The 25114-nt window shown below is 44.6% G+C and carries 22 protein-coding genes and 1 pseudogene; 19 read left to right on the forward strand and 4 right to left on the reverse strand.

What is annotated here, in order from left to right:
• Nucleotides 1-831: an ABC-F family ATP-binding cassette domain-containing protein gene (locus L0M13_RS01925; RefSeq protein WP_235198073.1), complete on the forward strand. Its 831-nt coding sequence runs from the start codon at nucleotides 1-3 to the stop codon at nucleotides 829-831.
• 48 nt (nucleotides 832-879) lie between these two features.
• Here the strand turns inward: L0M13_RS01925 and L0M13_RS01930 are convergent, their stop codons facing one another.
• A complete protein-coding gene (locus tag L0M13_RS01930) occupies nucleotides 880-1203 on the reverse strand; it encodes a winged helix-turn-helix transcriptional regulator (protein WP_235198074.1) in 324 nt (107 codons plus the stop codon).
• Nucleotides 1204-1331: 128 nt separating this feature from the next.
• Between L0M13_RS01930 and L0M13_RS01935 the strand changes: the two genes are divergently transcribed.
• Nucleotides 1332-2183: a VOC family protein gene (locus L0M13_RS01935; RefSeq protein WP_235198075.1), complete on the forward strand. Its 852-nt coding sequence runs from the start codon at nucleotides 1332-1334 to the stop codon at nucleotides 2181-2183.
• Nucleotides 2184-2352: 169 nt separating this feature from the next.
• On the opposite strand, the gene L0M13_RS01940 is transcribed toward L0M13_RS01935, so the two are convergent.
• Complete coding sequence (locus tag L0M13_RS01940) at nucleotides 2353-2640, reverse strand: hypothetical protein (RefSeq protein WP_235198076.1); 288 nt, start codon at nucleotides 2638-2640, stop codon at nucleotides 2353-2355.
• Between the two features lie 128 nt (nucleotides 2641-2768).
• Here L0M13_RS01940 and L0M13_RS01945 point away from each other — a divergent pair, with 128 nt between their 5' ends.
• From L0M13_RS01945 to L0M13_RS01955, 3 genes are all read left to right on the forward strand, one after another.
• A complete protein-coding gene (locus L0M13_RS01945) occupies nucleotides 2769-3845 on the forward strand; it encodes an NAD(P)H-dependent flavin oxidoreductase (protein ID WP_235198077.1) in 1077 nt (358 codons plus the stop codon).
• Nucleotides 3846-3958: 113 nt separating this feature from the next.
• Entirely contained in the window at nucleotides 3959-5638 is a 1680-nt protein-coding gene (locus L0M13_RS01950) for a sulfite exporter TauE/SafE family protein (protein ID WP_235198078.1), read from the forward strand.
• Nucleotides 5639-5740: 102 nt separating this feature from the next.
• A complete protein-coding gene (locus tag L0M13_RS01955; RefSeq protein WP_235198079.1) occupies nucleotides 5741-6874 on the forward strand; it encodes a CAP domain-containing protein in 1134 nt (377 codons plus the stop codon).
• Nucleotides 6875-6936: 62 nt separating this feature from the next.
• On the opposite strand, the pseudogene L0M13_RS01965 reads toward L0M13_RS01955, so the two are convergent.
• A pseudogene (locus L0M13_RS01965) lies at nucleotides 6937-7700 on the reverse strand (undecaprenyl-diphosphate phosphatase).
• 206 nt (nucleotides 7701-7906) lie between these two features.
• On the opposite strand from L0M13_RS01965, the gene L0M13_RS01970 reads away from it, so the two are divergent.
• The 9 genes from L0M13_RS01970 to L0M13_RS18430 all read left to right on the forward strand — a co-directional run bounded on the left by L0M13_RS01970 (nucleotide 7907) and on the right by L0M13_RS18430 (nucleotide 18897).
• Nucleotides 7907-8986 carry an AI-2E family transporter gene (locus L0M13_RS01970; protein WP_235198081.1) on the forward strand — a complete coding sequence of 360 codons (1080 nt, stop codon included), beginning with the start codon at nucleotides 7907-7909 and terminating at the stop codon, nucleotides 8984-8986.
• A 112-nt stretch (nucleotides 8987-9098) separates the two neighbouring features.
• On the forward strand, nucleotides 9099-9551 hold the full coding sequence (locus tag L0M13_RS01975; protein WP_235198082.1) for a MarR family winged helix-turn-helix transcriptional regulator: 453 nt from the start codon (nucleotides 9099-9101) through the stop codon (nucleotides 9549-9551).
• On the forward strand, nucleotides 9552-12179 hold the full coding sequence (locus L0M13_RS01980) for an MMPL family transporter (RefSeq protein WP_235198083.1): 2628 nt from the start codon (nucleotides 9552-9554) through the stop codon (nucleotides 12177-12179).
• Nucleotides 12180-12370: 191 nt separating this feature from the next.
• Complete coding sequence (locus L0M13_RS01985) at nucleotides 12371-13318, forward strand: VanZ family protein (protein WP_235198084.1); 948 nt, start codon at nucleotides 12371-12373, stop codon at nucleotides 13316-13318.
• Between the two features lie 155 nt (nucleotides 13319-13473).
• On the forward strand, nucleotides 13474-13926 hold the full coding sequence (locus L0M13_RS01990) for a hypothetical protein (RefSeq protein ID WP_235198085.1): 453 nt from the start codon (nucleotides 13474-13476) through the stop codon (nucleotides 13924-13926).
• Nucleotides 13926-14378, forward strand: coding sequence for a GNAT family N-acetyltransferase (locus L0M13_RS01995; protein ID WP_235198086.1), 453 nt, complete (start codon nucleotides 13926-13928; stop codon nucleotides 14376-14378). Before L0M13_RS01990 ends, L0M13_RS01995 begins: the two co-directional genes overlap by 1 nt.
• A 113-nt stretch (nucleotides 14379-14491) precedes the next feature.
• Nucleotides 14492-15523 (forward strand): ATP synthase beta subunit C-terminal domain-containing protein, encoded by a 1032-nt coding sequence (locus tag L0M13_RS02000; RefSeq protein ID WP_235198087.1) that lies wholly within the window; start codon nucleotides 14492-14494, stop codon nucleotides 15521-15523.
• Between the two features lie 317 nt (nucleotides 15524-15840).
• Nucleotides 15841-17112, forward strand: a complete 1272-nt coding sequence (gene sstT, locus L0M13_RS02005; protein ID WP_235198088.1) for a serine/threonine transporter SstT — start codon at nucleotides 15841-15843, stop codon at nucleotides 17110-17112.
• A gap of 147 nt (nucleotides 17113-17259) precedes the next feature.
• Complete coding sequence (locus tag L0M13_RS18430) at nucleotides 17260-18897, forward strand: serine hydrolase (protein WP_311195606.1); 1638 nt, start codon at nucleotides 17260-17262, stop codon at nucleotides 18895-18897.
• A gap of 459 nt (nucleotides 18898-19356) precedes the next feature.
• Here L0M13_RS18430 and L0M13_RS02020 read toward each other — a convergent pair whose 3' ends face one another.
• Nucleotides 19357-19557, reverse strand: coding sequence for a cold-shock protein (locus L0M13_RS02020; RefSeq protein ID WP_006830093.1), 201 nt, complete (start codon nucleotides 19555-19557; stop codon nucleotides 19357-19359).
• Between the two features lie 227 nt (nucleotides 19558-19784).
• Between L0M13_RS02020 and L0M13_RS02025 the strand changes: the two genes are divergently transcribed.
• From L0M13_RS02025 to L0M13_RS02045, 5 genes are all read left to right on the forward strand, one after another.
• Nucleotides 19785-20306 (forward strand): P-loop NTPase family protein, encoded by a 522-nt coding sequence (locus tag L0M13_RS02025; RefSeq protein WP_235198089.1) that lies wholly within the window; start codon nucleotides 19785-19787, stop codon nucleotides 20304-20306.
• Nucleotides 20307-20413: 107 nt separating this feature from the next.
• Nucleotides 20414-21130, forward strand: a complete 717-nt coding sequence (locus L0M13_RS02030) for a hypothetical protein (RefSeq protein ID WP_235198090.1) — start codon at nucleotides 20414-20416, stop codon at nucleotides 21128-21130.
• Nucleotides 21131-21224: 94 nt separating this feature from the next.
• Nucleotides 21225-21758: an NfeD family membrane protein gene (locus L0M13_RS02035; protein ID WP_235198091.1), complete on the forward strand. Its 534-nt coding sequence runs from the start codon at nucleotides 21225-21227 to the stop codon at nucleotides 21756-21758.
• 15 nt (nucleotides 21759-21773) lie between these two features.
• Nucleotides 21774-23303 carry a flotillin lipid rafts scaffold protein FloT gene (locus tag L0M13_RS02040; RefSeq protein WP_235198092.1) on the forward strand — a complete coding sequence of 510 codons (1530 nt, stop codon included), beginning with the start codon at nucleotides 21774-21776 and terminating at the stop codon, nucleotides 23301-23303.
• Between the two features lie 233 nt (nucleotides 23304-23536).
• The gene (locus L0M13_RS02045) at nucleotides 23537-25027 is read left to right on the forward strand and encodes a UDP-N-acetylmuramoyl-L-alanyl-D-glutamate--2,6-diaminopimelate ligase (protein WP_235198093.1); all 1491 of its coding nucleotides are present in this window, start codon (nucleotides 23537-23539) and stop codon (nucleotides 25025-25027) included.
• Nucleotides 25028-25114: the final 87 nt, after the last annotated feature.

Genomic DNA, 25114 nt, shown 5'->3' on the forward strand with positions numbered 1-25114 from the left:
ATGAAAGACACAGTCAAACGGCTGAAAGAGTGGGCGAACCGGGCGAATCCACCGAATGCCGGCATGCACAGGCAAGCAAAAAGCATTGAAAAGGCGATTGCTCGAATCGAATTGCTCGATCGTCCTGTACTGGCTAAAAAACAGATGGCGCTCGGTTTTCAGATGGATGAGCGGAGTGGCAAAGACGTTGTACGCGTTGAAGAGGTTTGGAAAGAATTTGGTAAAAGAACGCTCTTTCAAGATGTGAATATGCACATCCGTTTTGGTGAGAGAGTTGCGATTGTCGGTTCAAATGGTACAGGGAAATCGACGCTATTGAATATGATTCTGGGTAAAGGCGAACCGGATGCTGGCGAAGTCAAGCTCGGCAGCGGTGTGTCAATCGGCTACCTTTCCCAGCACACGCTTGAAATGGACAATAACCGGACCGTAATCGAAGAGTTCCGTGATGCCATTTCCGTCTCTGAGTATGATGCGCGTCCGATGCTGGCAAAGTTTCTATTTTTTGGCAACATGGTCTTCCAGCCGGTTCGCCAATTGAGCGGCGGTGAAAGAATGCGTCTCAGATTGGCGCAGCTCATGCACATGAACCATAATCTCTTGATTTTGGATGAGCCGACCAATCATTTGGATTTGGAAGCAAAAGAAGTCATGGAAGAAGCCCTTTCAGAATTTCCGGGAACCATTATCTCAGTGTCCCACGACCGGTACTTCCTGGATAAAATTTTCCCGGTCACTTATTGGATCTGCGACAAGACGATGGAACGATTTGACGGGAATTACTCCTTTGCCCGGGAAAAAAAGACTGCAATCAGTATGGCGACGAAGTAATAGGAGAATAAAAATAAAACAGCTTATCCGCTGAAAGGATAAGCTGTTTTATTTGGTTTCTAGGGGGTCAACCCATACTTGAGACCAGTTTTGGATTTCGTCCATGACTGGTTTTAATGAAAAGCCTTTTTCAGTTAACTCATATTCAATCCGTACTGGCGTTTCCGGATAGACAGTTCGCGTCACAATTCCTTGTGCTTCTAAATTTTTTAAGCGTTCGGATAGGAGGCGGCCGCTAATGCCGATTACATCAGTTAAATGGCTGAATCGTTGAGGCCCTGCTAAAAGTTGATAAATGATCAAGCCTGTCCAACGTTGGCTTAAAAGAGAAATAGCACTTTCAAACCGGGGACAAATAACAGCAGTATCCATATCAATCACTCCTTTTTTATATCATAGCATAATTATGCTGTGGAGCAAAAGAATTAAGTTACTTGACATATAATAGTTCTCTTTATATAATTGGTTACATAAAGTAACTAAAGAAAGAGGGATTAGCTATGAACTTTCATCAAAAGCCTGTCACTTATGTAGGCGAAGTCGGATTAAAAGTAATGGACCTGGAAGGAATGGTCCAATTTTATACAGAAACAATCGGTTTTGAATTGCTTTCTAAAAGCGATACAACAGCTGCTTTAGGAATAGAAGGCAAAACTTTATTGAACTTGGAGACTTTTGAAGGCGTAGAACCGAAAACTGGGCGTTATGCCGGTTTGTATCATTTTGCCATTCTCTTGCCGAGCCGGAAAGAGCTGGGGAAAATTTTGGTTCATCTTCACAACAATGGGGTTCGCCTCGGTTCGTCGGATCATTTGGTAAGCGAAGCATTGTACTTATCTGATCCGGAAGGGAACGGGATTGAAATTTACCGGGACCGCGAACCTGAACAATGGGACTGGGACGGCGAAGAGGTTAAAATGGCGGTGGATCCTTTAGATGCTCAAGGTGTCGTACAAGCGGCCATCGATTCAGGAGAAGTGTGGACCGGCATGCCGGCGGATACGGTCATGGGGCATATCCATCTCCACATTTCCAATATGGCACAGACCCAGAAATTTTATGTGGATGGACTAGGATTTGAAGTGCTCACTTCAATGGGGGCGCAAGCCATGTTCTTAGGGGACCAAAAATACCACCACCATATTGGCGTGAACGTATGGAACGGGGTCGGAATTCCAGCGCTTCCTGAAAAAACGGCAGGGCTGCATTATTACACATTGGTCATGGCAGATGAAGCCAAGCAAGCAGAAGTTGCTGCACGCCTTCAGCAATTGGGGGCAAAAGTGGAAAATCGCGGAGATTATATGGAAACCCAAGACCCAGCAGGAAATTGGATCCGTTTAGTCGTTTAATCTAAAACAAGGAGCTGTCCAATCAGTCTTACTTGACTGATTCGATAGCTCCTTTGTTTCTAATAAAGCATGTAGTTATACCATTGTTCCTGTCTTTGCAACGCTTCGCTAGCTTCGTCGCAAAAGGGGCTGTCCCAAACTACTTTTGGGACAGCCCCTTTTTTTGTTATTATGGAGTTGCTGGACCGCAGCTTTCTGCCAAATTCACGTAGCTTGGTTCATCACTGGCAACCATCGCTTTTAATGGAGCAGCTTCGGCTGCAGAATTGGTTTCCAGTTCGCTTATATCTTGAATCGTATTATTTTCCGTGGAATGGTTTTCACGTGTTTCCATATATGCGTACATTCTTTCCTGGCTATTCATTTCTTCCAATGGATTGCCGTAGAAAGATAAGAGGATCAGTCCAAATGCCCCGACGATTAAAGTAATGCCTAAAAGGGAAAGAAACCCTTTCATAATAACCCCCGCTTTCTTTTGTTGCTTCTTAGTAATCTTTAACGTATTTTCTGTTTAAAAGTTCCCGTTTGCGCAATAATGTAAGGTAAATGATGTTTTTAAAAAAGAAACCGCAAGGAGGCGAAGGGATGCTTACATTGAAAACAGAAATTTGCAAGCTATTCAACATTCAATACCCCATTATTCAGGCAGGTATGGCTGGTGGACCGACGACTGCAGAATTGGTTTCCGCTGTTAGCGAGGCAGGCGGACTTGGAACTTTGGGAGCTGCCTATCTCGCTCCGGAAGATTTGCGAAAAACCATCCGGCAAATAAAAGAATCGACCAGCCAACCGTTTGCGGTGAATATTTTCTCTGAAAGCTCAGAAGATGATTATAGCCGTCTCGCTGAAGTGCAGCAAGTTTTAAATCCTTTTCGAAAAGAATTGGGGATTGAAGAAATACCGGCTGCCTACGCTTCCCCGAATTGGAGCCGACAGCAATTTGAGATTTGCCTTGAACTGGAAGTGCCGATTATTAGTACGGCATTTGGCTGCTTACCCACTGAACAAGCGATCATGGCAAAAGAACGAGGCATCAAATTGATTGCGATGGCAACTACCGTGCGAGAAGCAATCCAAGCTGAGAAGGCGGGAGTCGATGCTATCGTTGCGCAAGGCAGTGAAGCGGGCGGACACAGAGGCACCTTTTCGCTTGAAGAACATCCAATGGGCGCATTGGTTGGTACCATGTCATTGGTGCCTCAGGTAGCAGATGCTGTGAAACTTCCGGTGATTGCAGCAGGTGGGATTGCGGATGGCCGTGGACTTGTTGCTTCGCTTGCACTTGGAGCGAAAGGGGTCCAGATTGGAACCCGCTTTTTGCTGGCAACTGAATCCGGTGCGCATAACGCCTATAAGCAGGCAATCGCCGAGAGCACAGAAGAAAGCACAGTGATTACAAAAAGCTTTTCCGGCAGGCCGGCGAGAGGATTGCGAAATCGTTTTATCACTGAGTTTGAGAAAGTAGGCATGGCGCCACTGCCTTTTCCTTCTCAAAATACTGCCACCAAAGATATTCGCGCGGCAGCAGCAAAGCAAGGGAATAGCGAATTTATGTCTTTATGGGCTGGGCAATCGACCCGGATGCTGGAAAATGGACAAAGCGCCAAGGAAATGATCGATTCAATCGTAGAACGCGCAGAAGCGCTCTGTAAAGCGGAATAAGTTTTGTTTTGGCGGCTGAGCCTATCGGCCGCTTTTTGTTTGGTTGAAACTTTTAGATGATTGAATCGTATAAAAGGTATCAAGAAATCAGCAAGTATAGAGGAGAATTCGTTATGGGAAGTATTTTATTATTTTCAGTGGTTGCTGCAATCGCAGCCGCTGTTATCATTGTTCCGTTAACCAGTGCAAAAGGGGAAGAGGAAAAAGGCAAGTCATTAGTAGTCCCGGCACTTTTGTTTACTGCAGTGATTGGGGCAATCGTTATTGCGCTCGCTTATTATTTTCTCAATATTGACCGGAATTTAACGTCGCTTTGGCCCGTGCTCGCAGTAGCAGCCGGCCTTGGCGCATTGTTTTCAAAAGGGTTGGAACAAAAAGCAAAAAGCGTTTTGTTCGGTGCCACACTCTTGTTTGCAGCCTATCTATTTGCAGCGCCGCTCTTAAATGCAGATGAGAAATTTAAAATGGTGGAGATGGATGAGGAAGTGGAAATCGAAGCATTTGATGAAACACAGACTCCAGCCAGCGTACCGCCAAAATTTGCACGAAATAAGATGAAGAAAGCATTTGGACAAGTGCCAAATACGAGCTACTATGAATTGGGGCAGCTGCAAGTACAGAAAGTGAACGAAGAATTCGTTTATATTGCGCCAGTCGAATTTTCGGGTTTCTTTAAATGGTGGAACGCGGATGTCACCCCTGGTTATTTCACTATGAGTGCGACAGATGCATCAGCTAATCCAAAATTCATCCAATCTGAAATGAGCTATACGCCTTCTTCTTATTTCAATAAAAACATCGAGCGCCATATGCGTTTGGAAAATCCGGAAGCAATTTTCTATGGAGAAGTTCAGTTGGAAGTAGATGATGAGGGCAAGCCATACTATATCCGGTCATACGGTGATTTCGTCACTGCTAGAAACGGCTTTGATGTAAAAGGAATTGTCGCAATCGACCCATCTTCCGGGGAAAGCATTACGTATAAACTGGAAGACGTACCCGCATTTATCGATGGAGCCGTTTCGCCGGAATCGGTGAGTTTGGAGAACAGCTACTACGGGAACTATGTACATGGTTTTTGGAACAGCAAATTCGGCAAAAAAGACGTGAAGCTTCCTTCGGATGAAGGCACAGAAGCGAATGTCAGCCCGATTTTTGACGCTGATGGCGAGATGTATTATTTCACCGATTTCACAAGTCCAAAAGAAGGCGTGGATTCGATGCTGGGCTATTCATTGACGAATGCCCGCAGCGGGAAATCGACTTATTTTACGGGAAGTCTGGAAGATTCCTATATGGACTCGCAAGGGAATTTGCAAATCATTGAAAAGCAATTTATCGAGAAGGAGTGGTCTGGTGAAATGCCGGTCCTCTATAACTTCTACGGGGAAGCTAGCTGGTTGACGCCGGTTCTCGATTCGAACGGTTTCCTGCAAAACTATTTTATCGTTTCAGCAGCAAATCCGGAGATCTCCGTTTACGCAGGAACGCCAAATGAGGCATTGAAACTCTATAAGACCGCGCTGCAAAGAGGCGGCAGTACAGTAGACGGAAGTTCTGAAGCGGAAGAAGCAAAAACTTCTGGAGTAGTAGAGCGGGTATTTAAAGAACGGGTCGGGGATTTCACATCCGTTTCGTTCTTGCTTGAAGATGGAACCAACTACATCGTCTCTTCTGAAAATGTGCCGTTAGCCATCTATTTGGAGGAGAATGATCAAGTGAATATGACTTATTTCCAGACAGGCGATATCTTCCTGCCGGTGAAGGAATTGGTGATTGAAGGAGTCAATTGATCGAACGGAAAGCCTTTTGCGAATGCAAAGAGGCTTTTCTTTTTCAGGAAATTCTTTTTGCTTTATTGAATAGGGTTTTGCGATTAAACTGATGGAGAGGTGATGCGCGTGCGAAAAGTTTTTTGGTTGGTTGTCTTGCTGGTGCTTCTTTTTTTCGCACGGCCGTTGTGGGAAGAAAAAGCCAGTGAGTATGTGGATGTGAGTTTTTTAGAATCGATTGATGAAATGATTGAGCAAGTGGCCGGGAATCCTTCCATCACGAAAGCGGTCGATCAGGCAAAAGAATTCACCGCGGATCTCGGCAGGCAATTGCAGACGTTTGTCGGCCAAAGTTCGGCAGAGATGCCGGAACAAGTCGACAAGCCGGAGCTTGAGGGAACCGAGTCCTTAGTTGCGATCCATAACATTACGCTTGGAATGTCTAAAGAAGAGGCCCAAGCGGTGATTGGCTTGCCGCTTCGCTTGATGCGAAACGAGTACGGCACGGATTGGCATAGCTATCATCAAGATTATCAAAATTATATGCTGCTTTCTTATAACGATAAAGGCCAAGTAAATGGCATGTTTACCAACCAGGATCTAATCTCTTCAACCAAAGGGATCACGATGGCATCTAACCGGGAAGCGGTCAGAGCCGCTTTTGGAAAACCGTTGAAAAGCCTTCAAAAAGGAAATGTGCAATACATTCTTGATACACGTAACGAGTACGATATGTTCAAGGTCAATAATCTCTATATTACGGTTTTTTATGATATCCATGAAGAAAACACGGTGACCGCTATACAAGTAATTGATGAGAAACTAGAGGCGAAACGTTCTGGCATTTATGCAGAGCCTGATAAGGAATTGAAAGAAGGCTATGAGTTTTTGCTATACGAATTGACCAACTCAGCCCGCATCCAACGCGAACTTCCTCTATTGAAATGGGATGAAACTGCGCGTGGAACAGGACGCAAACATAGCCAGGACATGGCAGACAATGATTATTTCAGCCATACCAATTTGGCTGGAGAGTCGCCGTTTGACCGGATGGGTGATGACGGCATCACGTTCTTTGTAGCAGGCGAAAATCTGGCTTATGGGCAGTACAACAGCATTTTTGCCCACGAAGGCTTAATGAATTCAGCCGGGCACCGGGAAAATATCGTAAAACGGGACTTCGGCTACTTAGGAGTAGGCGTTGCCTACAATGATGAAAATCAGCCCTATTACACAGAAAACTTTTTTAACCGGTAGCTTTTAAAAAGCTTCTATCAATAAATGAAAAACAGCATCCGCCATTCGCGGATGCTGTTTTTTTAGTTCATCAAATACCAAGCCAGTATGACAAGTGGTCCGACAATGAAGCAGTAGATGGCAAAATACTTTAATTGGCCTTTTGCCATAATGTTCATAAACCATTTCAATGAGAAATAGGAAGCCACAAGGGAACCAAGAAAAGCCACTGTATAAGGAATGGCCATTTGAGCCAAGTTGCTGTCGTTCAAAATATCTGTAAAGCTAAGCACAGCCCCGCCCAAGCTGACAGGGATAAACAAAAGGAAAGAAAAGCGCAAAGCAGTCTCCTGGTTGATGCCCGCGCCATCGCTGCCACGATCGTTGCACCGCTTCGGCTGATTCCTGGGATCAATGCCACAGCCTGGGCACAGCCGATGATGATGGCATCCTTCATCGTCATATTGCCATCCTTACGCTGTCCGCGCATATTGCGGATGAGCCATAAGCCGACACCGGTAACGATGAGCGTGACACCAACTGTAACGATGGTGGAGAGATTTTCGTCGATTTGGTCTTGGAAAAGAACACCTACCAAGCCTGCTGGAATTGTTGCGACTACTAAATACACAACAAACATGAAGTCGCGTTTCGTTTCTTCATTTTTCACCTTGAAATAACGAAGCCCGTTAATAATCAGCCGTTTAATATCCTTGCGGTAAATGATCAGGACGGCGATTAATGACGCACTGTTCACTAAAAGAGCGAATGTCGAGTTGCTGCCTTCAATTTCCACATCCAAAAAGTATTGGGCAATCAGAAGGTGCCCGCTTGAAGAGATGGGAATCGGTTCGGTCAAGCCTTGAAAAAGCCCGAGCAGTAAAAACTTAATGGTTAGCCATAATTGTTCCATAGAATAAGTCCTCCAAAAATTTCATCATTCACCCATTATACGGGACGCATGGCAGTTCGAAAAGTTCGGCCGCACAGAAATATAAATGATATTTCATGGTAAACTGGGTATACACGATAGAAGAAAGGAAGTGAATCGCTTTGACCAATAAATTATGGTTTCAAGTAGGCATTGGAATTATATTAACTTTAGTAATCATACGATTATTCATTGAAGTCCAAGCCATATTTGATCCGTTGTTCATTATTGCACAAACTGTATTTGTACCGCTATTGCTTGGGGGAGTCCTATTCTACTTGAGCCGCCCAATTCTGCATTTTTTAGAAAAGAGAAAATTTCCTCGATGGGCTGGAGTCATTACCATTATTCTATTAATCGTTCTCGTATTTTATCTGTTTTATGCGATGATCGGTCCAATGGTGACGAAACAAGTAAATTCCTTGGTTGATAACGCACCTGCAATCATCGAAGATGTAGAAGATTACGGCATGTACCTATTCGATCAACGGGACCGATTGCCAGATTCCATTGAGGAGCAGATCAACGGACTGCAAGGACGCGTTGGAGAATTTGCCAGCAATATCGGCGGCTGGGTCATTTCGTTCTTAGCGAGTTTTGTATCCGGTGTCGTTACCCTTGTGCTCGTTCCGTTTTTCTTAATCTATCTTCTATTAGATCATCAGAAATTTGCGCCGTTTGTAGCCGGATTCTTTAAAGGAGAGCGCAAAACCTGGATCCGGAAAACCTTGAGTGATGTGGATGAAACGCTGCAAGCCTATATTCAAGGACAGCTATTCGTCAGTTTCCTTGTTGGAGTGATGCTGCTGATCGGCTATCTGATCATTGGCTTGGATTATGCCTTATTATTGGCATTAATCGGCATGTTTACCAATGTCATTCCGTTTTTAGGGCCTTATATTGCGGTCATTCCCGCCATCATTATAGCGCTTGTACAAGATCCGATCATGGCCGTTTACGTAGCCATTATCATGCTCATTGCCCAACAGATTGAGAGCAACCTCATTACACCGAATGTCATGGGGAAATCGCTGGATGTCCATCCGCTGACTGTTATTACCTTGATTTTAGCAGCCGGAAATATTGCCGGGTTGTGGGGCATCATTCTTGCTATCCCGGTTTATGCGGTTATTAAAACAATCGCGAAAAACATTTATGCGCGCAGACAGGAAATCCGTCATACCGCCACAAAAGAAGTTTAAAGAAATCCCAGTCGGCCGCCCGTGCCTGCTGGGATTTTTTTGTGTAGCGTATTACTTGACTCTGATTAGTTCACCCCCTAAACTAGTGATATTGGTTTAGGGGGTGAACTAGTTGGATGACCGAATAAAAGAAGCCGTTGATCTTTTCCAGGAAGTGATGTTTTATGGAACGGAGAAAGTCATCAAAGGCGTAGATAATCCGCTTTGGAAAGAATATTCCCCGGAACAGATGCAGATGCTGAAGCTGATTGGCAAAGAAGGGAAGATTACTTCCAGCCGGCTAGCAATCTTGCAGTCCGTACATAAAAGTGCAATTTCCAATCGGATCAAAAAATTGCTGCAAAAAGATGTGATCCGGATTGTTCAGGAAGACCAGCAAGATCGAAGAGAGAAGTTTATTGAATTGACAGACAAGGGAAAAGAGATTCTTATGAAGTCGGATAAAGCAGTGACCGAGTATATTGAGAACCTTTTAGCGCGCAATATCGAAGACGAGGAAATTGAACAATTTCTATCGTTTTTCCGGAAATTGAGCCATATTATCAAAATGGATGGAGTGGAATAAATGAAAACGGTATTGAAACTAAAATGGCCGATCACGATTGCCATGATCGTGTTGACGGTCGCTTTGTTCTTACTGGCTCCCAATTTAACGGAGCAGGCAGAAGAAGCAGGATCTTTCCAGCTTTCTGAAGAAGCCTCTTCCCAATTGGCAGCTACGATCTTATCAGATGCTGGAGCCGCGGAACAAACGATTTCCCTAGTCATTGAACTTGATGATGAATTAGATGAAAGCATGAAGGAATCTCTTTCTTCCCTTGCTTCAGAAGTGGAAGACTTAGGCGATCCGATTACCAGTGTGTTAAATCCTGTTGAAAGCCCTGAACTGGAAGAGCAATTAATTTCAGAAAACGGGCAGACAGTTTTAATCCCAGTGACAGTCGATGGGACAGATGAAGAAGTGAACAAAGTAGCGGATGAAATTCGCGAATCCATCCTTCCTGACGACATGACCGCCTATATTACAGGTGAAGCGATTATCAATAATGATGTGAATATCAGCGCGCAAGAAGGGCTGAAACGGACAGAAGTCATCACGGTCGTATTGATTTTCGGCCTCTTGCTTGCAGTGTTCCGTTCAATCGTAACACCGTTTATTCCACTTATCGCAGTGGGTATTTCTTATCTGTTGAGCCAATCAATTGTGGCCTTTTTCATCGATTGGTTTGGCTTCCCGGTATCAAACTATACGCAGATTTTCCTTGTCGCAATTCTTTTCGGAATTGGGACAGATTACTGCATCTTGTTGCTAAGCCGCTATAAAGAAGAGCTGGCTGCGGGGCATGGCGTCGAAGAATCGATCATCAATACGTATAAGACAGCAGGAAGAACGCTGCTGATCAGCGGAATCGCCGTATTTATCGGTTTCTTCGCTATCGGATTTGCGGAATTCCCGATTTTCAAATCAGCTGTTGCAGTAGCGGTCGGTATTTTCGTTCTGCTGCTCGTATTGTTTACTGTCGTACCGTTCTTTATGTCATTACTAAAAGAGAAATTATTCTGGCCAGCGAAAAAATCGGCTGCCCATAAAGACAGCAATCTTTGGATTGCGATGAGCAAACTGTCGATCAACCGTCCGTTATTATCGATGCTTGTCGTAGCGGTGATTACTGTTCCGCTATTGTTTACGTATAACAACTCGCTATCGTTTAACACGGTGGATGAAATCGGTTCAGAATACGAATCGGTGAAAGGGCTCCGCGCTATTGAAAAGGGCTTCGGAAAAGGAGATTCCTTGCCGGTGGAAGTTGTTGTTAAATCAGATGAATCGTTAATTGATGAAACGACCGTTCCTTATTTTGAAGCATTGAGCAGAGAAATCGAAAAAGTGGACGGCGTTGAAAATGTTCGTGCCATTACACGCCCTACAGGCGAAGTGATTAATGAATTGTATGTAGATGAACAGCTGGGCTTATTGGCTGATGGATTAACCGAAGCACGTGATGGCCTCGGGGAAGTTCAAGCCGGCCTTACAGAAATCGAAAACGGATTATCCGGCGTCAGTGGCCAAACTGGGGGAGCGGGCGGCTTAGGCGATGCTGCAGCTGGCTTAGCTCAATTGAACGGCCAACTTGGCCAAGTGACGCAAGGGTTGCAGGCAACAGGCAATATCCAGCAAACGATTGGCGCTTTATCGCAAATTAGCGGAGGGCTTACGCAAATCCAGCAAGGATTGGAAGGCGCAGCTGGACAAGCGGGAGAACTCGGTGCAGGCATTTCCCAACTTTCAGAAGGCATCAGCGCTGCGAATGAAGGCTTAGGCGAGATTGAAGCCGGATTAACAGAAGCAGTCGATATGATGCAGACAATGAGCGATAGTGAAACAGTTCGCGATACCGGTTTGTTCATTCCGGAAGGAACCCTTGAAAGTGAAGATTTTGAACAAGTGTTAGACCGCTATACGTTTGCAGAAGGGACAGGAGTAACGATGGAGGTCATTTTGTCGGATGATCCTTATTCCCATGAAGCTATTGAAACAACGGCTAATATTAAAGACGCAGTAGAACGGGGTGCGAAAAACACGCCGCTCGAAGATGCAGAAATTGCGTTCAGCGGAATTTCAAGCATCAATAGCGATCTTCAAGATGTATCTTCAAATGATTTCACAAACACAGTGACGATCATGCTGATCAGCTTGTTCGTGGTGTTGGCAATCCTATTCCGTTCGTTGATCATGCCGCTGTACATGATCGGGTCGCTCTTATTGACCTATTACACCTCCATTTCCATTGCGGAACTGATTTTCGTCAACGGCCTTGGCTATGACGGCATCAGCTGGGCGGTTCCATTCTTCGGCTTCGTCATGCTCGTTGCCCTTGGAGTCGATTACTCGATCTTCCTATTGGACCGTTTCCGCGAAGAGTCATTCAATGGCATCAGCGTGCGCGATGCGATGAGAACTTCCATGGCGAAAATGGGTACGGTCATCATCACCGCCGCCATCATCCTGGCGGGTACTTTCGGTGCAATGATGCCGTCCGGCGTCTTGAGCCTCGTGCAGATTGCCACAATCGTCATCACAGGCTTGCTGTTGTACGGCTTGATCGTACTGCCGCTCCTGATTCCAGCAATTTCGGTTTCATTCGACCGTGGAGTCTGGTGGCCATTCGGCAATAAACAACATAAACGCTAAGAGAAAAAGCTGCCTGCGGGCAGCTTTTTCTGTTTTTAAATTTAATTGGCGAGACGCGGGGAAACGATAGAAACCGGATCCATGTTTGTAATTTAAGAAATTCTTAAGGTTTTTCCTGCTTAATTCTTTAGCATTATCGGCTATTTTTATAAATAGTGAGAATGCCAGGCTAGTTCAGGAGGTATTTCAGGATGCTTGGTGCAGAAAGGCAGGAAACTTATGGGTACAAAACAACGGATCATCGGGAGCGTTTTGTTCATCTATTCAATTCTAATCGTCTATTTTATGTTCTTTGGCTTTGGAAGGCCAACTGCAGCGGAGGGGTTCACGAATACCAATTTAATCTCATACCCCATACACTCGCATTAAAATTTCCAAGCATGTCGGATTTAAAATATTTCCACCTTTGGTTTTTTAACATAGGCAATTTGGCTGCTTTTATTCCATTTGGCATCTTAATCCCTTTGTTGCAGCGCTGGAAATTTCCAAAATTCATCTTCTTATTTTTTATCGCAATTCTGGCATTAGAAACGATGCAGATGCTGACGTTTCTCGGGAGTTTTGATATAGATGATGCACTGGTAAATGCCGTAGGCGCAGCGATCGGTTTTTATGCGTACAGATTTGGATCTCACTATACGGGTATTGGGAAGAGAGCCATTGCCACATGCATATGTATCACCCTCTTTTCGATTGCGGTAATTGGTTTTTCAGAGCTGCTAAATAAAATGACGACCCCAGTAGAAGGTCCGGAAATAGCTTTGAATGAGGCTGGGAAAATCTCTGATGGATCCTATCAAAGTTTTAAAGTGGGACCCGTAAAAGTCGAACCCACAAAAAATTTGTATAAGGGAAATGGTCAAGGCACAACAGAATTCTCCTATAAATTAGATGGAAAAGATATCGTGCTGTCTTTAAACTACGGAATCCCGTCCAATGCAAAAAGCGATAAGGGACAGATCCGCATTTCTGTTGATGGCAAAGAAGTAGATTCCTATTCCGTAGATAAAGGGATGAATTATCCGAATGCTTCTGAAACTGCCATGGAAAAAGTCAATGAACTTATTATCACGATTGAAGGCGAAGTGATGTTATGGGATGTGGCTTTTAAAGAAATGGGATATTGGTGGAACTACTGATCGCAGTCAGCGGTCCTGCTGGAACCATTCACAGCCTACAGGAGATGAAAGTACAGTGGATTTCGGAGTTTGCGGATCGTTGAAGCAGATGTGTCGGAATCCATTGTCCGTGTTATACTAAGGGCAGAGCGAACTTAAGAAACGGGGTAAATCTATTGTTAACATTTGAACAGAAACTGGCGATTATTGAATCGTTCCCAGAATTGGCGCGTAAAGACGTATCGATGAAACGTGTGAATTTCCATTACGAAGAAAGCTTGTACGATAAGAAAATTGTGGTCTATCATTTGCATCCGAACGGCAACGGTTTTGTCTATGTCGGAAACTTGCCGCAGTATGAAGCGGATGATCGAGGCTTTGTTAACGTACGCGATTTCTCTGAAAAGGAACTTCGCAGCATCGTTGCAGATTCATTGGATTACTTATCCCTTGAGCCGGAACCGCCATATGACAAGACGTGGACAAACCGCGAAAACGAAAAGCTGGATTTGGTTTACGAAGAGCCTTTCTGGAATATCTACACAGGAAAAAACCTGGAAGAAAGCTTCGGAACGTTCAGCGATGCCGAAGACTATTTGATCGATCAAGGTTTTAAAGAGCCGAAGTAATGGATATCCGCCTGCTTGCAAAAGGCGAAGAGCCGCCAATGGAATTGCTCCTTGAAGCCGATCCTTCTGAAAAGCTGATCCGTCTTTATTTGGCTGAAGGGCATTGCTATGTGGCAGAATTGGACGGTCGAGTGATTGGCGTCTACGTGCTTCTGCCGCTGTCGGAATCAGCTGCCGAAATAAAAAATATTGCCGTGGCTGAAATGGAAAGAGGCAAAGGCTATGGCAACAGACTGATTGAACATGCGCTGGACGAAGCCCGAAAAGCCGGGTTCCGGCATGTAGAAATCGGTACAGGAAATTCAAGTTTCGCTCAGTTAGCCTTGTATCACAAATGCGGTTTTCGGATGAAGTCCATTGACCGGGACTTTTTCACCCGCAACTATCCCGAGCCGATTATTGAAAATGGCTTAGAGTGCCGGGATATGGTACGACTGGAATTTACTTTTTAAACCCTTCAAATCGAAGGGTTTTTCTTTTGGCGTAAAATAAATTACGTTATAAAGAAATTTATATTGCTTTTTAACGTAATTTATTTTACGATATAAAGTAAGGAGGAGATGAAATGGAAGATATCCGATTAAATGTTCCGTTGCTTAGAAAAAGAGTGCCTAATTTAACAACTGCTGCAAAAGAAGTAGGCATTCGTCCAGCTACAGTATCGAATTTGTGTACAGGAAAAATCGATCTCGGGAAGGCGGAAGTGAAAACCTTGGTCGGCCTGGCTAAACTTGCAAATTGCACGGTAGATGAATTGATACTTCGAGGGGAGAAGATGAAGATGATTGAAACAGGAATCAAAGCTTTAGACTTTTTCGCGCCCATTGTGAAAAATGGATCGACAGGTATTGTCGCACGTCCTGGAATGGGACAATTGGTCATTGTTGCAGAACTTCTGCACCGTTATCAAGAACAGAACCTTTCTACTGTTTTCTTAGTTCCGTCCGGATCTCCGTCAGAACTGGAAGGTATTACGGAATTGGCAAGCTACCTCACAGAAACAATCGAAGAAACCATCACTAAGTTAAAAGAAATCGGAAAAGAAGCGGTTCTTGTAACTGATAAAAGCCATGTGGATTCAGGCGCACTTTTTGAAATACAGGAACAGCTAGGGCATGAATCCTTGACCACCTTGCTAGTCGATTTATCTGGTGAAGCGGTAGACGATGATTTTCCTTTTGGGCCGCTTGAGACAGTGTGGCAATTGGATGCAGATTTAGCTGCCCGCCATCAATATCCGGCATTAAGTCCGCTTCATTCCACTTCCTCTTTGCTTGAAGACGCTCAGCTGGATGAACGCCATTTCCAATTGCGCCAACGTACGCAGAAAGTGCTGCGCCGTTACCGCGAACTTCGATCGCTCGTACAAGTGCGGGGTCTCGATAAAATCAGTGAAGCTGATTTGGCGACGTATCGTAAGGGCGAGCTGCTTGAAGCATATTTCACCCAAGCATTTTATACTGCGGAAGAATTCACCGGACAGAAAGGGCAGACGGTACCTCTTGAACAGACTTTGGCTGATGTCGAAAGCATCTTAAACGGCCAGGCTAATCACCGGAGCATCGAAGAATTGCAATTTATCGGTGCCTTGTCTTAACAAAAAAAGAACGTCCTCTTTGAGGGCGTTCTTTTTTTATACAGATAATCGTGATTGAAAAGCAAGAAATCCCATGTGCTTACATTTAGTTCCTAAATTACAGGCAGTTAAAATAAAACAGCAGTCCATATGAATCAAATGAGGAAAATTAAATTTGATTTTATAAAAAATTTGTTTAATTCAGTCCTCCCTTTCTATAGAATAGGATTAGATTAACCATTTACCGGTGTCCACGGGGATTGGCTGCTGAAAGCAATGAACAGCAGAGCGCTGGATGTCGTGTGATGCTAGTTGAAAATCATCAAGGGGGAACGGGTATGAAATTATTGAAGATGTGGAATCGGGTTAGCCTTGTGAAACAAATACTGATCGGTCTGGTTCTAGGGGTTTTACTTGCGGTTTTAATTCCAGAAATAGCCGAATCATTCACCATTCTCGGAACCTTATTTGTTGGCGCTTTAAAAGCAATCGCGCCGGTACTGGTGCTGTTCTTGGTTATGGCATCAATTGCCCAGCATAAAAAAGGGCAGCAAACGAATATGAAATCAATTGTTTTCCTTTATCTATTAGGTACGTTTTTAGCAGGCTTAATCGCAGTAGTGGCCAGCTTTATCTTCCCGGTGAGCATTACGCTGACGCAGGGGGCAGAAGGGTTAGAACCGCCAGGCAATGCAATTGAAGTCATCAAGACTTTAGTGTTGAATGTGGTTGATAATCCGGCAAATGCCCTGATCAATGCAAATTATATCGGCATCTTGGCTTGGGCGATTGTTCTTGGATTGGCACTTCGAAATGCAGCCGATTCAACAAAAACAGCCATTACAAATTTCTCAGAGGCCATTGCGAAAATGGTCGGCTGGGTCATTAAATTTGCTCCACTTGGAATCTTTGGTTTGGTAATCGAATCGATTACAGCAAATGGGCTTTCTTCCTTATTAAGCTACGGGAAGCTATTAGCTTTATTGATCGGCTGTATGCTTGTGGTGGCGCTTGTCGTCAATCCAATCATTGTCTTTATCAATATCCGCCAAAATCCGTATCCGCTTGTATTCAAGTGTTTAAGAGAAAGCGGCATTACTGCATTCTTCACCCGGAGTTCGGCAGCGAATATTCCAGTCAACATGACTTTATGCGAAAAGTTAGGTCTGGATAAAGAAACGTATTCGGTATCGATTCCGCTAGGTGCGACGGTCAATATGGCAGGTGCTGCCGTAACGATTTCAGTCTTGACGCTGGCTGCTGTAAACACGCTTGGCATTCAAGTGGATCTTCCGACAGCTGTCATCTTGAGTGTGCTGGCAGCCGTATGTGCATGCGGCGCTTCAGGTGTAGCGGGCGGTTCGCTTCTACTGATTCCATTGGCATGCAGCTTGTTCGGAGTTCCGGCTGATGTAGCGATGCAAGTAGTAGGGGTAGGCTTTATCATCGGCGTCTTGCAAGACTCATTCGAAACATCGCTTAACTCATCCACAGATGTTCTTTTCACAGCAACAGCTGAATACAAGAAACGTTTGCAGGAAGGCGAGAAAGTGAACTTTAAAGAAGTATTTGAGCTCAGCAAAGTTTCCAATGACTTAGCGAAAAACTAATCATCGAATGCGGTAGAAATTCTATCGAGTAAGGCTGTTCGTTTCCTTGTGGACTCAAGGGAAAGGAACAGCCTTTTTCATTGTCTGACAATTTTATAGAGGAAAAAAAGGAACAAGTTCGGTATGCTTAAAGGAAGAGGTGATTTCATGTTCAAAAAAGTCGTTTTATATACAAATCGATTAGAAGAGATGAAAGGTTTCTATGAATATCAGATGGGTTTTCGGATTGTCGAAGAAGACGCCGCAAGTTTTACTTTGTCTATTGGAGATTCCCAACTGGTCTTTGCTGAAAGTGACCGCTCAGCCAGCTACCATTTCGCATTCAATATTCCGGGCAATCAGTTTTCGCTTGCTAAAAGTTGGGCCAGTTCGCGTGTAGACTTAAACCGCCAGGAAGGCATGGACGAAATCTATTACGCAAACTTTGATGCAGATGCTTTTTATTTTCAAGATCCGGCAGGCAATGTGGTGGAATTTATCGGCCGCCGGAACGTGGACCGGATGGGGAATTTCTCGATCGACTCGCTGCTGAATATCAGCGAAGTGAGCATCACCACCCCGCACGTAAAAGAAGTGGGAGAGCAGCTGGAAAGTCTGGAAATTCCGGTCCGCGGCAATAAAGGGATTGAGCCTTCCGCTTTAAACTTCCTGGGAAGCGGCGATGCTTTTATCCTCCTTGTTGCCCCTAAGCGGGTTTGGTATTTTTCAAAACAGAAGAGCGAAGTGCATCCGTTGTCGATTGAATTGCGGGACGGCCGCCAGATTGTCATTGATGAAGAAGGAAATTACCAGCAAGCCTCAACCGATAATCCTATTTCTGACGGAATGGAAGAAATGGATTTTTCGGGAGCTGTTCTATGGAAGAAAGAAAATCCGTGGATGGCTGCAAAAGGCTTTGCAGATCGGGCCAATGAACGGCCGAACGCAATTGATACCCGTTTCGGCATCGCTTCCGGCTGTAAGATCTTTACGGCGGTGGCTATCTGTCAATTGGCCGAAGAGGGAAAGCTCACGTTTGAAGACCGGCTTTCGGCATTGCTGCCGGAAATTTTCCCGAATTTTGATGTCACCATCCATCAGTTGCTGACCCATACTTCAGGGATTCCTGATTATTTTGATGAAGAGACGATGGATGATTTCGAAGAATTATGGATTCAGCATCCGATGTATTTGATGAAAACGGGTATGGATTTCGTGCCTTTATTCAAAGACGCGCCTATGATGTTCGAACCTGGAGCAAAGTTCCATTACAACAATGCTGGCTTCGTCGCACTCGGGCTTGTGGTTGAGAACATTTCGGGCAAGGCATTTACGGATTATGTAGAAGAACAAATTTTTGCACGTGCAGGAATGAGTGCATCGGGGTATTTCCGGATGGATCAGCTTCCGGCACAGACCGCTTTCGGCTATATCGAGGAAGGAAGTTCATGGCGAACGAACCAATACGCTTTGCCGATTAAAGGCGGGGCAGATGGCGGTGCTTATATGACTGCTGAAGATATGGCTTCCTTCTGGGATCAGCTGATGGGGGCAGGGTTGTTATCGAAGGAAATGACTGAGCGGATGTTGACCCCACACGCCGGAGATGAAGACGGGGAATATGGCTATGGCGTTTGGATTGATCGGCAAGACAGCGAAGTGAAGAAGTTCCATGTGATGGGCTACGACCCTGGAGTGAGTTTCCATTCGGCTTATTATCCCGAAGACCGCAGCACCTTAACCGTATTATCCAATAAGAGCAAAGGCGCCTATGCTGTTGTAAAATTAATTGAAGGTGTACGATAAAGGAAATAGGATCGCTTATAAGCGGATAGCGAATTATCCAATGAATAAAGGAGTGAAGAGCATGGATGGAAAGAAATTGGCCATATATGTCATCATCGGCACCATTCTGGCATGCGCGTTGATATTCTTTGGATTCCAGTTGTACTTTAACTTGAATCCAACACAATAAAAAGAAGGCGGAAGATTTTTTCCGCCTTCTTTTCTATTTTGGATGAAAACGGAGAGAAACGGCTGGATTTAGTTGTGTTGAGAAGAGAGGGGTTCGATGTATGGGGATAGGGTCGTTCGCGGTAGTTTGTGCACGTTCAGGAGAGAATATGCGCGTTCAAAACGATTTGTGCGCGTTCAAAAGAAAATGCGCGCACTCAGAGAAGAATACGCGTGTTCGCCAAAGGGACAGTGCCAAATCCATAAAAAAACGGACCCTCCAAAAGGAGAGTCCGTAATAAGAGCTTAAAATTAAGCTTTTTGTACGTTAGTAGCTTGAAGACCGCGTTGGCCTTGCTCGATGTCGAAAGTAACTTCTTGACCTTCGTCTAAAGATTTGAATCCTTCGCTTTGGATAGCTGAGAAGTGTACGAATACGTCGTCTCCGCCTTCGCGCTCGATGAAGCCGAATCCTTTTTCTGAGTTAAACCATTTTACTTTACCTTGTTCCATGTGTGTTTCCTCCTCGTATGCGAATGCATACATTGTATTACTATCCTTGCTCAAATCTTGCAGATGAACATCTGACACTTTATAAAAAGTTATCCGAACAAAAATAATTCTTCCTTAGAATAACATGGGGTTACAGATATTGCAAGTACTTAGCTGAAATTAGCTCATCTATTTTTTTGAATTGATTTTCTATATACTAAAAAGACTGTGTTAAAGGGGGATGGACAATGAAGAAAATCATGGTTGTCGGAGTGTCGGCAGGAGCAGGCAAATCGACGTTTGCTGCAGAGTTAGGGGAGAAATTGGATTTGCCGGTCCACCATTTGGATTCGTATTATTGGAAAGCGGGATGGGTTGAATCCGAGTTGGCGGAATTTCGGGCAGCACAGGAAGAAATCGTCAAAGGCGATGCGTGGATCATTGAGGGGAATTACAGCAATAGTTTTGATATCCGCATAGCGAAGGCGGATACGTTCATTTATCTGGAACTTCCACTTCGGGTTTGCCTTTATCGTGTTTTGAAGAGATGGGTGACCCATATCGGAAAGAACCGGCCAGATATGGCTAATGGCTGCACAGAAAAAATGGATTGGGCGTTTTTGAAATTTATCGTTGCAACGTATGCTGAGCGTAAAAACAAAATGCATAAACGGATGCAGCAATTTTCAGAAGCAGATCCTGCCAATCAATCCATTTACTTAGCGAATAAAAAACAGATAGCCGGATTCTTGAAGACCGTCCATAAATAATATACCAATTTTCTGATAAAAATTAAGGTTTCTATCAAAAGGGCAACACGGGCGACTTTGGAAATGGTATTCTAAAATTAACATATCAAGACAGTGGGGGAATGGCTATGAAATTTTTATATGAAGGCACCATCAACAATCAAGTGCTTCGTAAAAAGCAGCCTTTCTATATGAAACGATTATACTTAGAGGATTTGCCTGCTATAGAGAAAGTGCAGGACCTGGTCATCAAATCACTTCCGGAAAAAGCTGTGCTCCAGCCATTAACGACTGAGGAATTTCTCTTCATCTTAAATGAACGCGGATTATTGATCGGTGCTTATGTAGATGATCAATTAATCGGGTTTCGGGCATTGCTGATACCGGAAATTGATGAAGAGCATCTTGGCCTGGACATTGGTTTGCCGGAAGCGGAGTTGCCGCATGTCATTTACCAGGAAATATCGGTTGTTCTGCCGGAATACCGCGGAAATCGTCTGCAGCAAAAACTGGCTGAAGTCATCATGAAAGAATTGCCGAATTTAGAGGAGCAGTTCCGATATGTTTGCTGCACGGTAGCACCGATGAATATTCCGAGCTTGAAAGACAAATTCACGCAGGATATGCATATTGCCGCCTTAAAAGAAAAATACGGAAGCATGCGCCGCTACATTTTAGTGAAAGATTTAAAAAAACCGGATCCGCATTATACCGGCCATACGAGTGCGAAAATTGATGACTTGCTGAAACAGCAGCAATTGCTTTCTGACGGCTATGTTGGAATCGGTTTCCGGCTCGTGAATGGCTTCCATGAAATTGAATTTGCTAAACCTGACCTTTATTAAAAGGCCAGGTTTTATTTTTTTGTTGAAGAATTCTGAAACTTTCGCAGAACTTATCCGTAAATAGGATAGAATGTATAAGATGGGAGGTTCTGGAATGGAATTGTTTGGATTGCCGATGGAACAAGTTTATATGTACACACTTATTCTTGCCGGCGCGCTTACGGTCTTATATGTATTTTTTGGTGATATTGCAGAAGCGGGTGAAGGCATTCCGTTCTTCAATCCAGCGGTCATTCTAGCATTTTTCACCTTAGTTGCAGCAATGGGCTTTGTTTTGGAGGCAACAACAGGGCTCAGCAGTATGGCGGTTCTCGGCATTTCGGCATTAGGTGCAGCTGTACTCGATCTTTTGCTTTATTTCTTTGTTCTCCTGCCGATGTCGTCGGCAGAAGCGTCTCTTGCTTATACGGAAGATGCGCTCCTTGGGCAAGTCGGGAAAGTGATCATTCCGATACCGATAGACGGCTATGGAGAAGTGGTCATTGAAACTTACAGCGGCATGATCTCCAAAAGAGCGGCTGGCTACGACAATGAAGCGATTGACCAGGAGCGGCAAGTGCTGATCATCGAAGTGCGCGATGGAACCTTGTATGTACGGGATTATGAACCCATTACATTCAACAAATAAAAAGGGGGAATTGATATGGAAATGACATGGATTGCAATTGGTACAGCGGCCTTTATTGTGCTCGCGATTGTCGGGGTTTACATCACGAAATACAAAACGGTCGGACCAGACGAGGCGCTGATTGTCACAGGCAGTTATTTAGGATCGAAAAATGTGCACACAGATGACTCGGGCAACCGGATCAAAATCATTCGCGGCGGCGGAACGTTCTTGCTTCCTGTATTCCAGCAGGCAGCGCCGTTAAGTCTTTTATCCAGCAAGCTTGAAGTGACCACTCCGGAAGTTTATACGGAACAAGGTGTACCGGTAATGGCAGATGGAACAGCCATCATCAAAATCGGTGGATCGATTTCAGAAATCGCGACAGCCGCTGAGCAGTTTTTAGGGAAGTCAAAAGAAGACCGGGAAAATGAAGCGAAAGAAGTGCTAGAAGGCCATCTTCGTTCAATCTTAGGCTCTATGACAGTGGAAGAAATCTATAAAAACCGCGATAAGTTTTCTCAAGAAGTGCAGCGTGTTGCATCTCATGATTTAGCGAAAATGGGATTGATCATCGTCTCTTTCACAATTAAAGATGTACGCGATAAAAATGGCTACCTGGATTCCTTAGGAAAAGCGAGAATCGCTCAAGTGAAACGGGATGCGGATATTGCAACGGCCGAGTCTGAAATGGAGACGCGCATCAAACGCGCCGAAGCCGGCAAAGATGCGCAGCGTGCAGAAATTCAGCGCGCGACTGAAATTGCCGAAGCGGAAAAAGAGAATTTGCTGAAAGTGGCCGAGTACAAACGCGAGCAGGATAGCGCGAAAGCACGCGCCGACCAAGCATATGAACTCGAAACTGCCCGTTCAAAACAGGAAGTTGTCGAACAGGAAATGCAGATCCGCATCATTGAGCGCCAGAAGCAGATTGAACTGGAAGAAAAAGAAATCCAGCGCCGGGAGCGCCAATACGATTCAGAAGTGAAGAAAAAGGCGGATGCCGACCGCTACTCGGTTGAGCAAGCTGCCGAAGCGGAAAAGTCGAAGCAATTGGCTGATGCCGATGCCCAGAAATATCGTGTTGAAGCAATGGCGAAAGCCGACGCAGAAAAAATCCGTTTGGATGGTTTGGCGAAAGCCGATTCCCAGCGTGCACAAGGTGAATCGGAAGCGGACGTTATCCGTTTGAAAGGTCTTGCAGAAGCGGAAGCCAAACGCAAAATTGCGGAAGCCTTCGAAATGTACGGCCAAGCGGCAACACTTGATATGATCGTCAATATGCTTCCTGAATACGCGAAGCAAATTGCTAGCCCACTCAGCAATATCGATAAGATCACGGTCGTGGATACTGGCGGCGGTGAAGGCGGCGGAGCGAACAAAATCACCTCTTACGCAACGAACCTGATGTCGTCGCTGCAGGAAACCTTAAAAGAATCCTCCGGAATCGACGTACGCGAGATGCTGGAGAATTTATCCGGGAAAAATGACTATAGCCAGACAATCGAACAATTGCGTTATGAACTGACAGAGAAAGAAAAAGAAGCGATTGAAACTGAAATTTAATTTTTAATTCCGCCTGAAAAGCAGAAATGCGCTTCAGGCGGTTTTTTATATTGAAATTAGGGTAATAAAAGATAGGCAGAAGGTATGAAATATTGAATTTATAGAAGACTTAATTTTGCAAGCTTTTGAGTTTATAAGTAAAATATGGAGTGAATATCATAAGCCCAATGAATTATGGAATGTGCGGCTTGGAAAATGCCGACACGAAAAAATAGATGTTTAAGGGGTGTCCAATGGATATTCGATTCAATCGCATTCCGCGTCTTTCGACTACTGGCCTTTATGGACCGGAGACACAGGAAATTAATGCTCTCGCTTACAACTCGGCAGATGTGGAAAAAGGGACTGCCTTTTTTTGTATTGCCGGGGAAAATACGGACGGCCATTTATACATTCAGGAAGCCATCAATAAAGGGGCTTCTGCCATTATCGGTACAGATGCCCCAGTTTTAAAAAGTTTTGCCGATCAGCATGAAGAGTTGACGTTTCTTATCGTCGAAGATTCCAAGGCGGCGCTCGCCTGGACATCCATTCATTTTTTTGGAAATGCACAGGATCGTTTAATTAAGGTCGGTGTAACGGGAACGAATGGCAAAACCACGACATCCACGTATGTCTATAACCTTTTCAACCTCCTTGGTATCCCCTCTGGCTTTTTAGGGACGACGGGCATCTGGAATTCTAAAGGAAAGATGGCGGTTAAGAAAAGCACGCCGACTACCCCGATGTCATCGGACATCCACCAAATCTTTTCACAACTGGCTCTGCTTGGGGATCGAGCAGCTTCCATGGAAGTGTCTTCCATTGCACTTGATCAGAAAAGGGTGGAAGGCATCGTTTTTGATGTAGCGATCCATACGAATATCTCAGAAGAACATTTGGAATATCATCATACATTTGAACATTATTTAAAATCAAAACTACTATTATTTAAACAAGCTAAAGCGGCCGTAATCAATATCGATGATGCAGGCATGTCTAAAGAGATTTTGGCGGCTGTCGATTATCCAGCTTTAACGTATAGCCAGCATCGCGATTCGGAAGCAGATCTCGTTTGGGACAATATTCGGGTGATGCAAAACGGCATGAATTTCGATTTGCGTTATCAAGGCCAAAGCTATTTAGTGGAAGTTCCGCTATACGGCGAATACAATGCCGGGAATTTAACAGCTGCAATCGGCGCCGCATTGTTAGCGGGAGCAGATATGGAAAGAATCATTAAAGTCTTGCCGAATATGTCTCAAGTGGAAGGGCGCTTTCAAGTAATTGAAGGCCCGGAATCCCGGAAAATCATTTTGGACTATGCGCATACACCGGTAGCACTGGATTTTGTGCTTCGTGAAGTGAACAAGCTTCAGCATAACCGGTTGATCGCTTTAATAGCGGGCATTGGCATCCGCGATTTTGCCAAGATGCCAAAGATGGCGAAAGCAGCTGAAGGAAAAGCCGATGTCCTCGTAGTTACTGTCGACCATCCGGGCTTCAATGATCCAACTGATGTGATCAATGAAGTATTAAAAGGCTTTACGGTTCCTTATCAGCAAGAAGTGGTCACGGCCACTTCCAGGCATGATGCTGTGATTGCCGCGCTGAAAGAAAGCGGACCGAACGATATCATCCTCTTATCGAGCGGTTGCATCAACGGGGCGCAAATCGTTAAAGGTGAGTACATTCCCCATTCAGATGAAGAAATCATTGAAGGGTTTTTTCTAAAGCAAAGCTAAAGGGGACTTTAGTAAATATAAGGATTTATTGCGTGGAGTGTCTATGGCTAATCGAAGCTATAAGGTGCTCGCGCTTTTTTTATGGTC

The organism is Planococcus sp. 107-1 (assembly GCF_021513255.1).
Lineage (GTDB): Bacteria > Bacillota > Bacilli > Bacillales_A > Planococcaceae > Planococcus.

What these genes read in the sequence shown, in the direction of transcription:
- L0M13_RS01925 (WP_235198073.1), top strand. Translation starts at nt 1, where the DNA reads ATGAAAGACACAGTCAAACGGCTGAAAGAGTGGGCGAACCGGGCGAAT.
- L0M13_RS01930 (WP_235198074.1), bottom strand. Translation starts at nt 1,203, where the DNA reads ATGGATACTGCTGTTATTTGTCCCCGGTTTGAAAGTGCTATTTCTCTT.
- L0M13_RS01935 (WP_235198075.1), top strand. Translation starts at nt 1,332, where the DNA reads ATGAACTTTCATCAAAAGCCTGTCACTTATGTAGGCGAAGTCGGATTA.
- L0M13_RS01940 (WP_235198076.1), bottom strand. Translation starts at nt 2,640, where the DNA reads ATGAAAGGGTTTCTTTCCCTTTTAGGCATTACTTTAATCGTCGGGGCA.
- L0M13_RS01945 (WP_235198077.1), top strand. Translation starts at nt 2,769, where the DNA reads ATGCTTACATTGAAAACAGAAATTTGCAAGCTATTCAACATTCAATAC.
- L0M13_RS01950 (WP_235198078.1), top strand. Translation starts at nt 3,959, where the DNA reads ATGGGAAGTATTTTATTATTTTCAGTGGTTGCTGCAATCGCAGCCGCT.
- L0M13_RS01955 (WP_235198079.1), top strand. Translation starts at nt 5,741, where the DNA reads ATGCGCGTGCGAAAAGTTTTTTGGTTGGTTGTCTTGCTGGTGCTTCTT.
- L0M13_RS01980 (WP_235198083.1), top strand. Translation starts at nt 9,552, where the DNA reads ATGAAAACGGTATTGAAACTAAAATGGCCGATCACGATTGCCATGATC.
- L0M13_RS01985 (WP_235198084.1), top strand. Translation starts at nt 12,371, where the DNA reads ATGCTTGGTGCAGAAAGGCAGGAAACTTATGGGTACAAAACAACGGAT.
- L0M13_RS01995 (WP_235198086.1), top strand. Translation starts at nt 13,926, where the DNA reads ATGGATATCCGCCTGCTTGCAAAAGGCGAAGAGCCGCCAATGGAATTG.
- L0M13_RS02000 (WP_235198087.1), top strand. Translation starts at nt 14,492, where the DNA reads ATGGAAGATATCCGATTAAATGTTCCGTTGCTTAGAAAAAGAGTGCCT.
- sstT (WP_235198088.1), top strand. Translation starts at nt 15,841, where the DNA reads ATGAAATTATTGAAGATGTGGAATCGGGTTAGCCTTGTGAAACAAATA.
- L0M13_RS18430 (WP_311195606.1), top strand. Translation starts at nt 17,260, where the DNA reads ATGTTCAAAAAAGTCGTTTTATATACAAATCGATTAGAAGAGATGAAA.
- L0M13_RS02020 (WP_006830093.1), bottom strand. Translation starts at nt 19,557, where the DNA reads ATGGAACAAGGTAAAGTAAAATGGTTTAACTCAGAAAAAGGATTCGGC.
- L0M13_RS02025 (WP_235198089.1), top strand. Translation starts at nt 19,785, where the DNA reads ATGAAGAAAATCATGGTTGTCGGAGTGTCGGCAGGAGCAGGCAAATCG.
- L0M13_RS02030 (WP_235198090.1), top strand. Translation starts at nt 20,414, where the DNA reads ATGAAATTTTTATATGAAGGCACCATCAACAATCAAGTGCTTCGTAAA.
- L0M13_RS02035 (WP_235198091.1), top strand. Translation starts at nt 21,225, where the DNA reads ATGGAATTGTTTGGATTGCCGATGGAACAAGTTTATATGTACACACTT.
- L0M13_RS02040 (WP_235198092.1), top strand. Translation starts at nt 21,774, where the DNA reads ATGGAAATGACATGGATTGCAATTGGTACAGCGGCCTTTATTGTGCTC.
- L0M13_RS02045 (WP_235198093.1), top strand. Translation starts at nt 23,537, where the DNA reads ATGGATATTCGATTCAATCGCATTCCGCGTCTTTCGACTACTGGCCTT.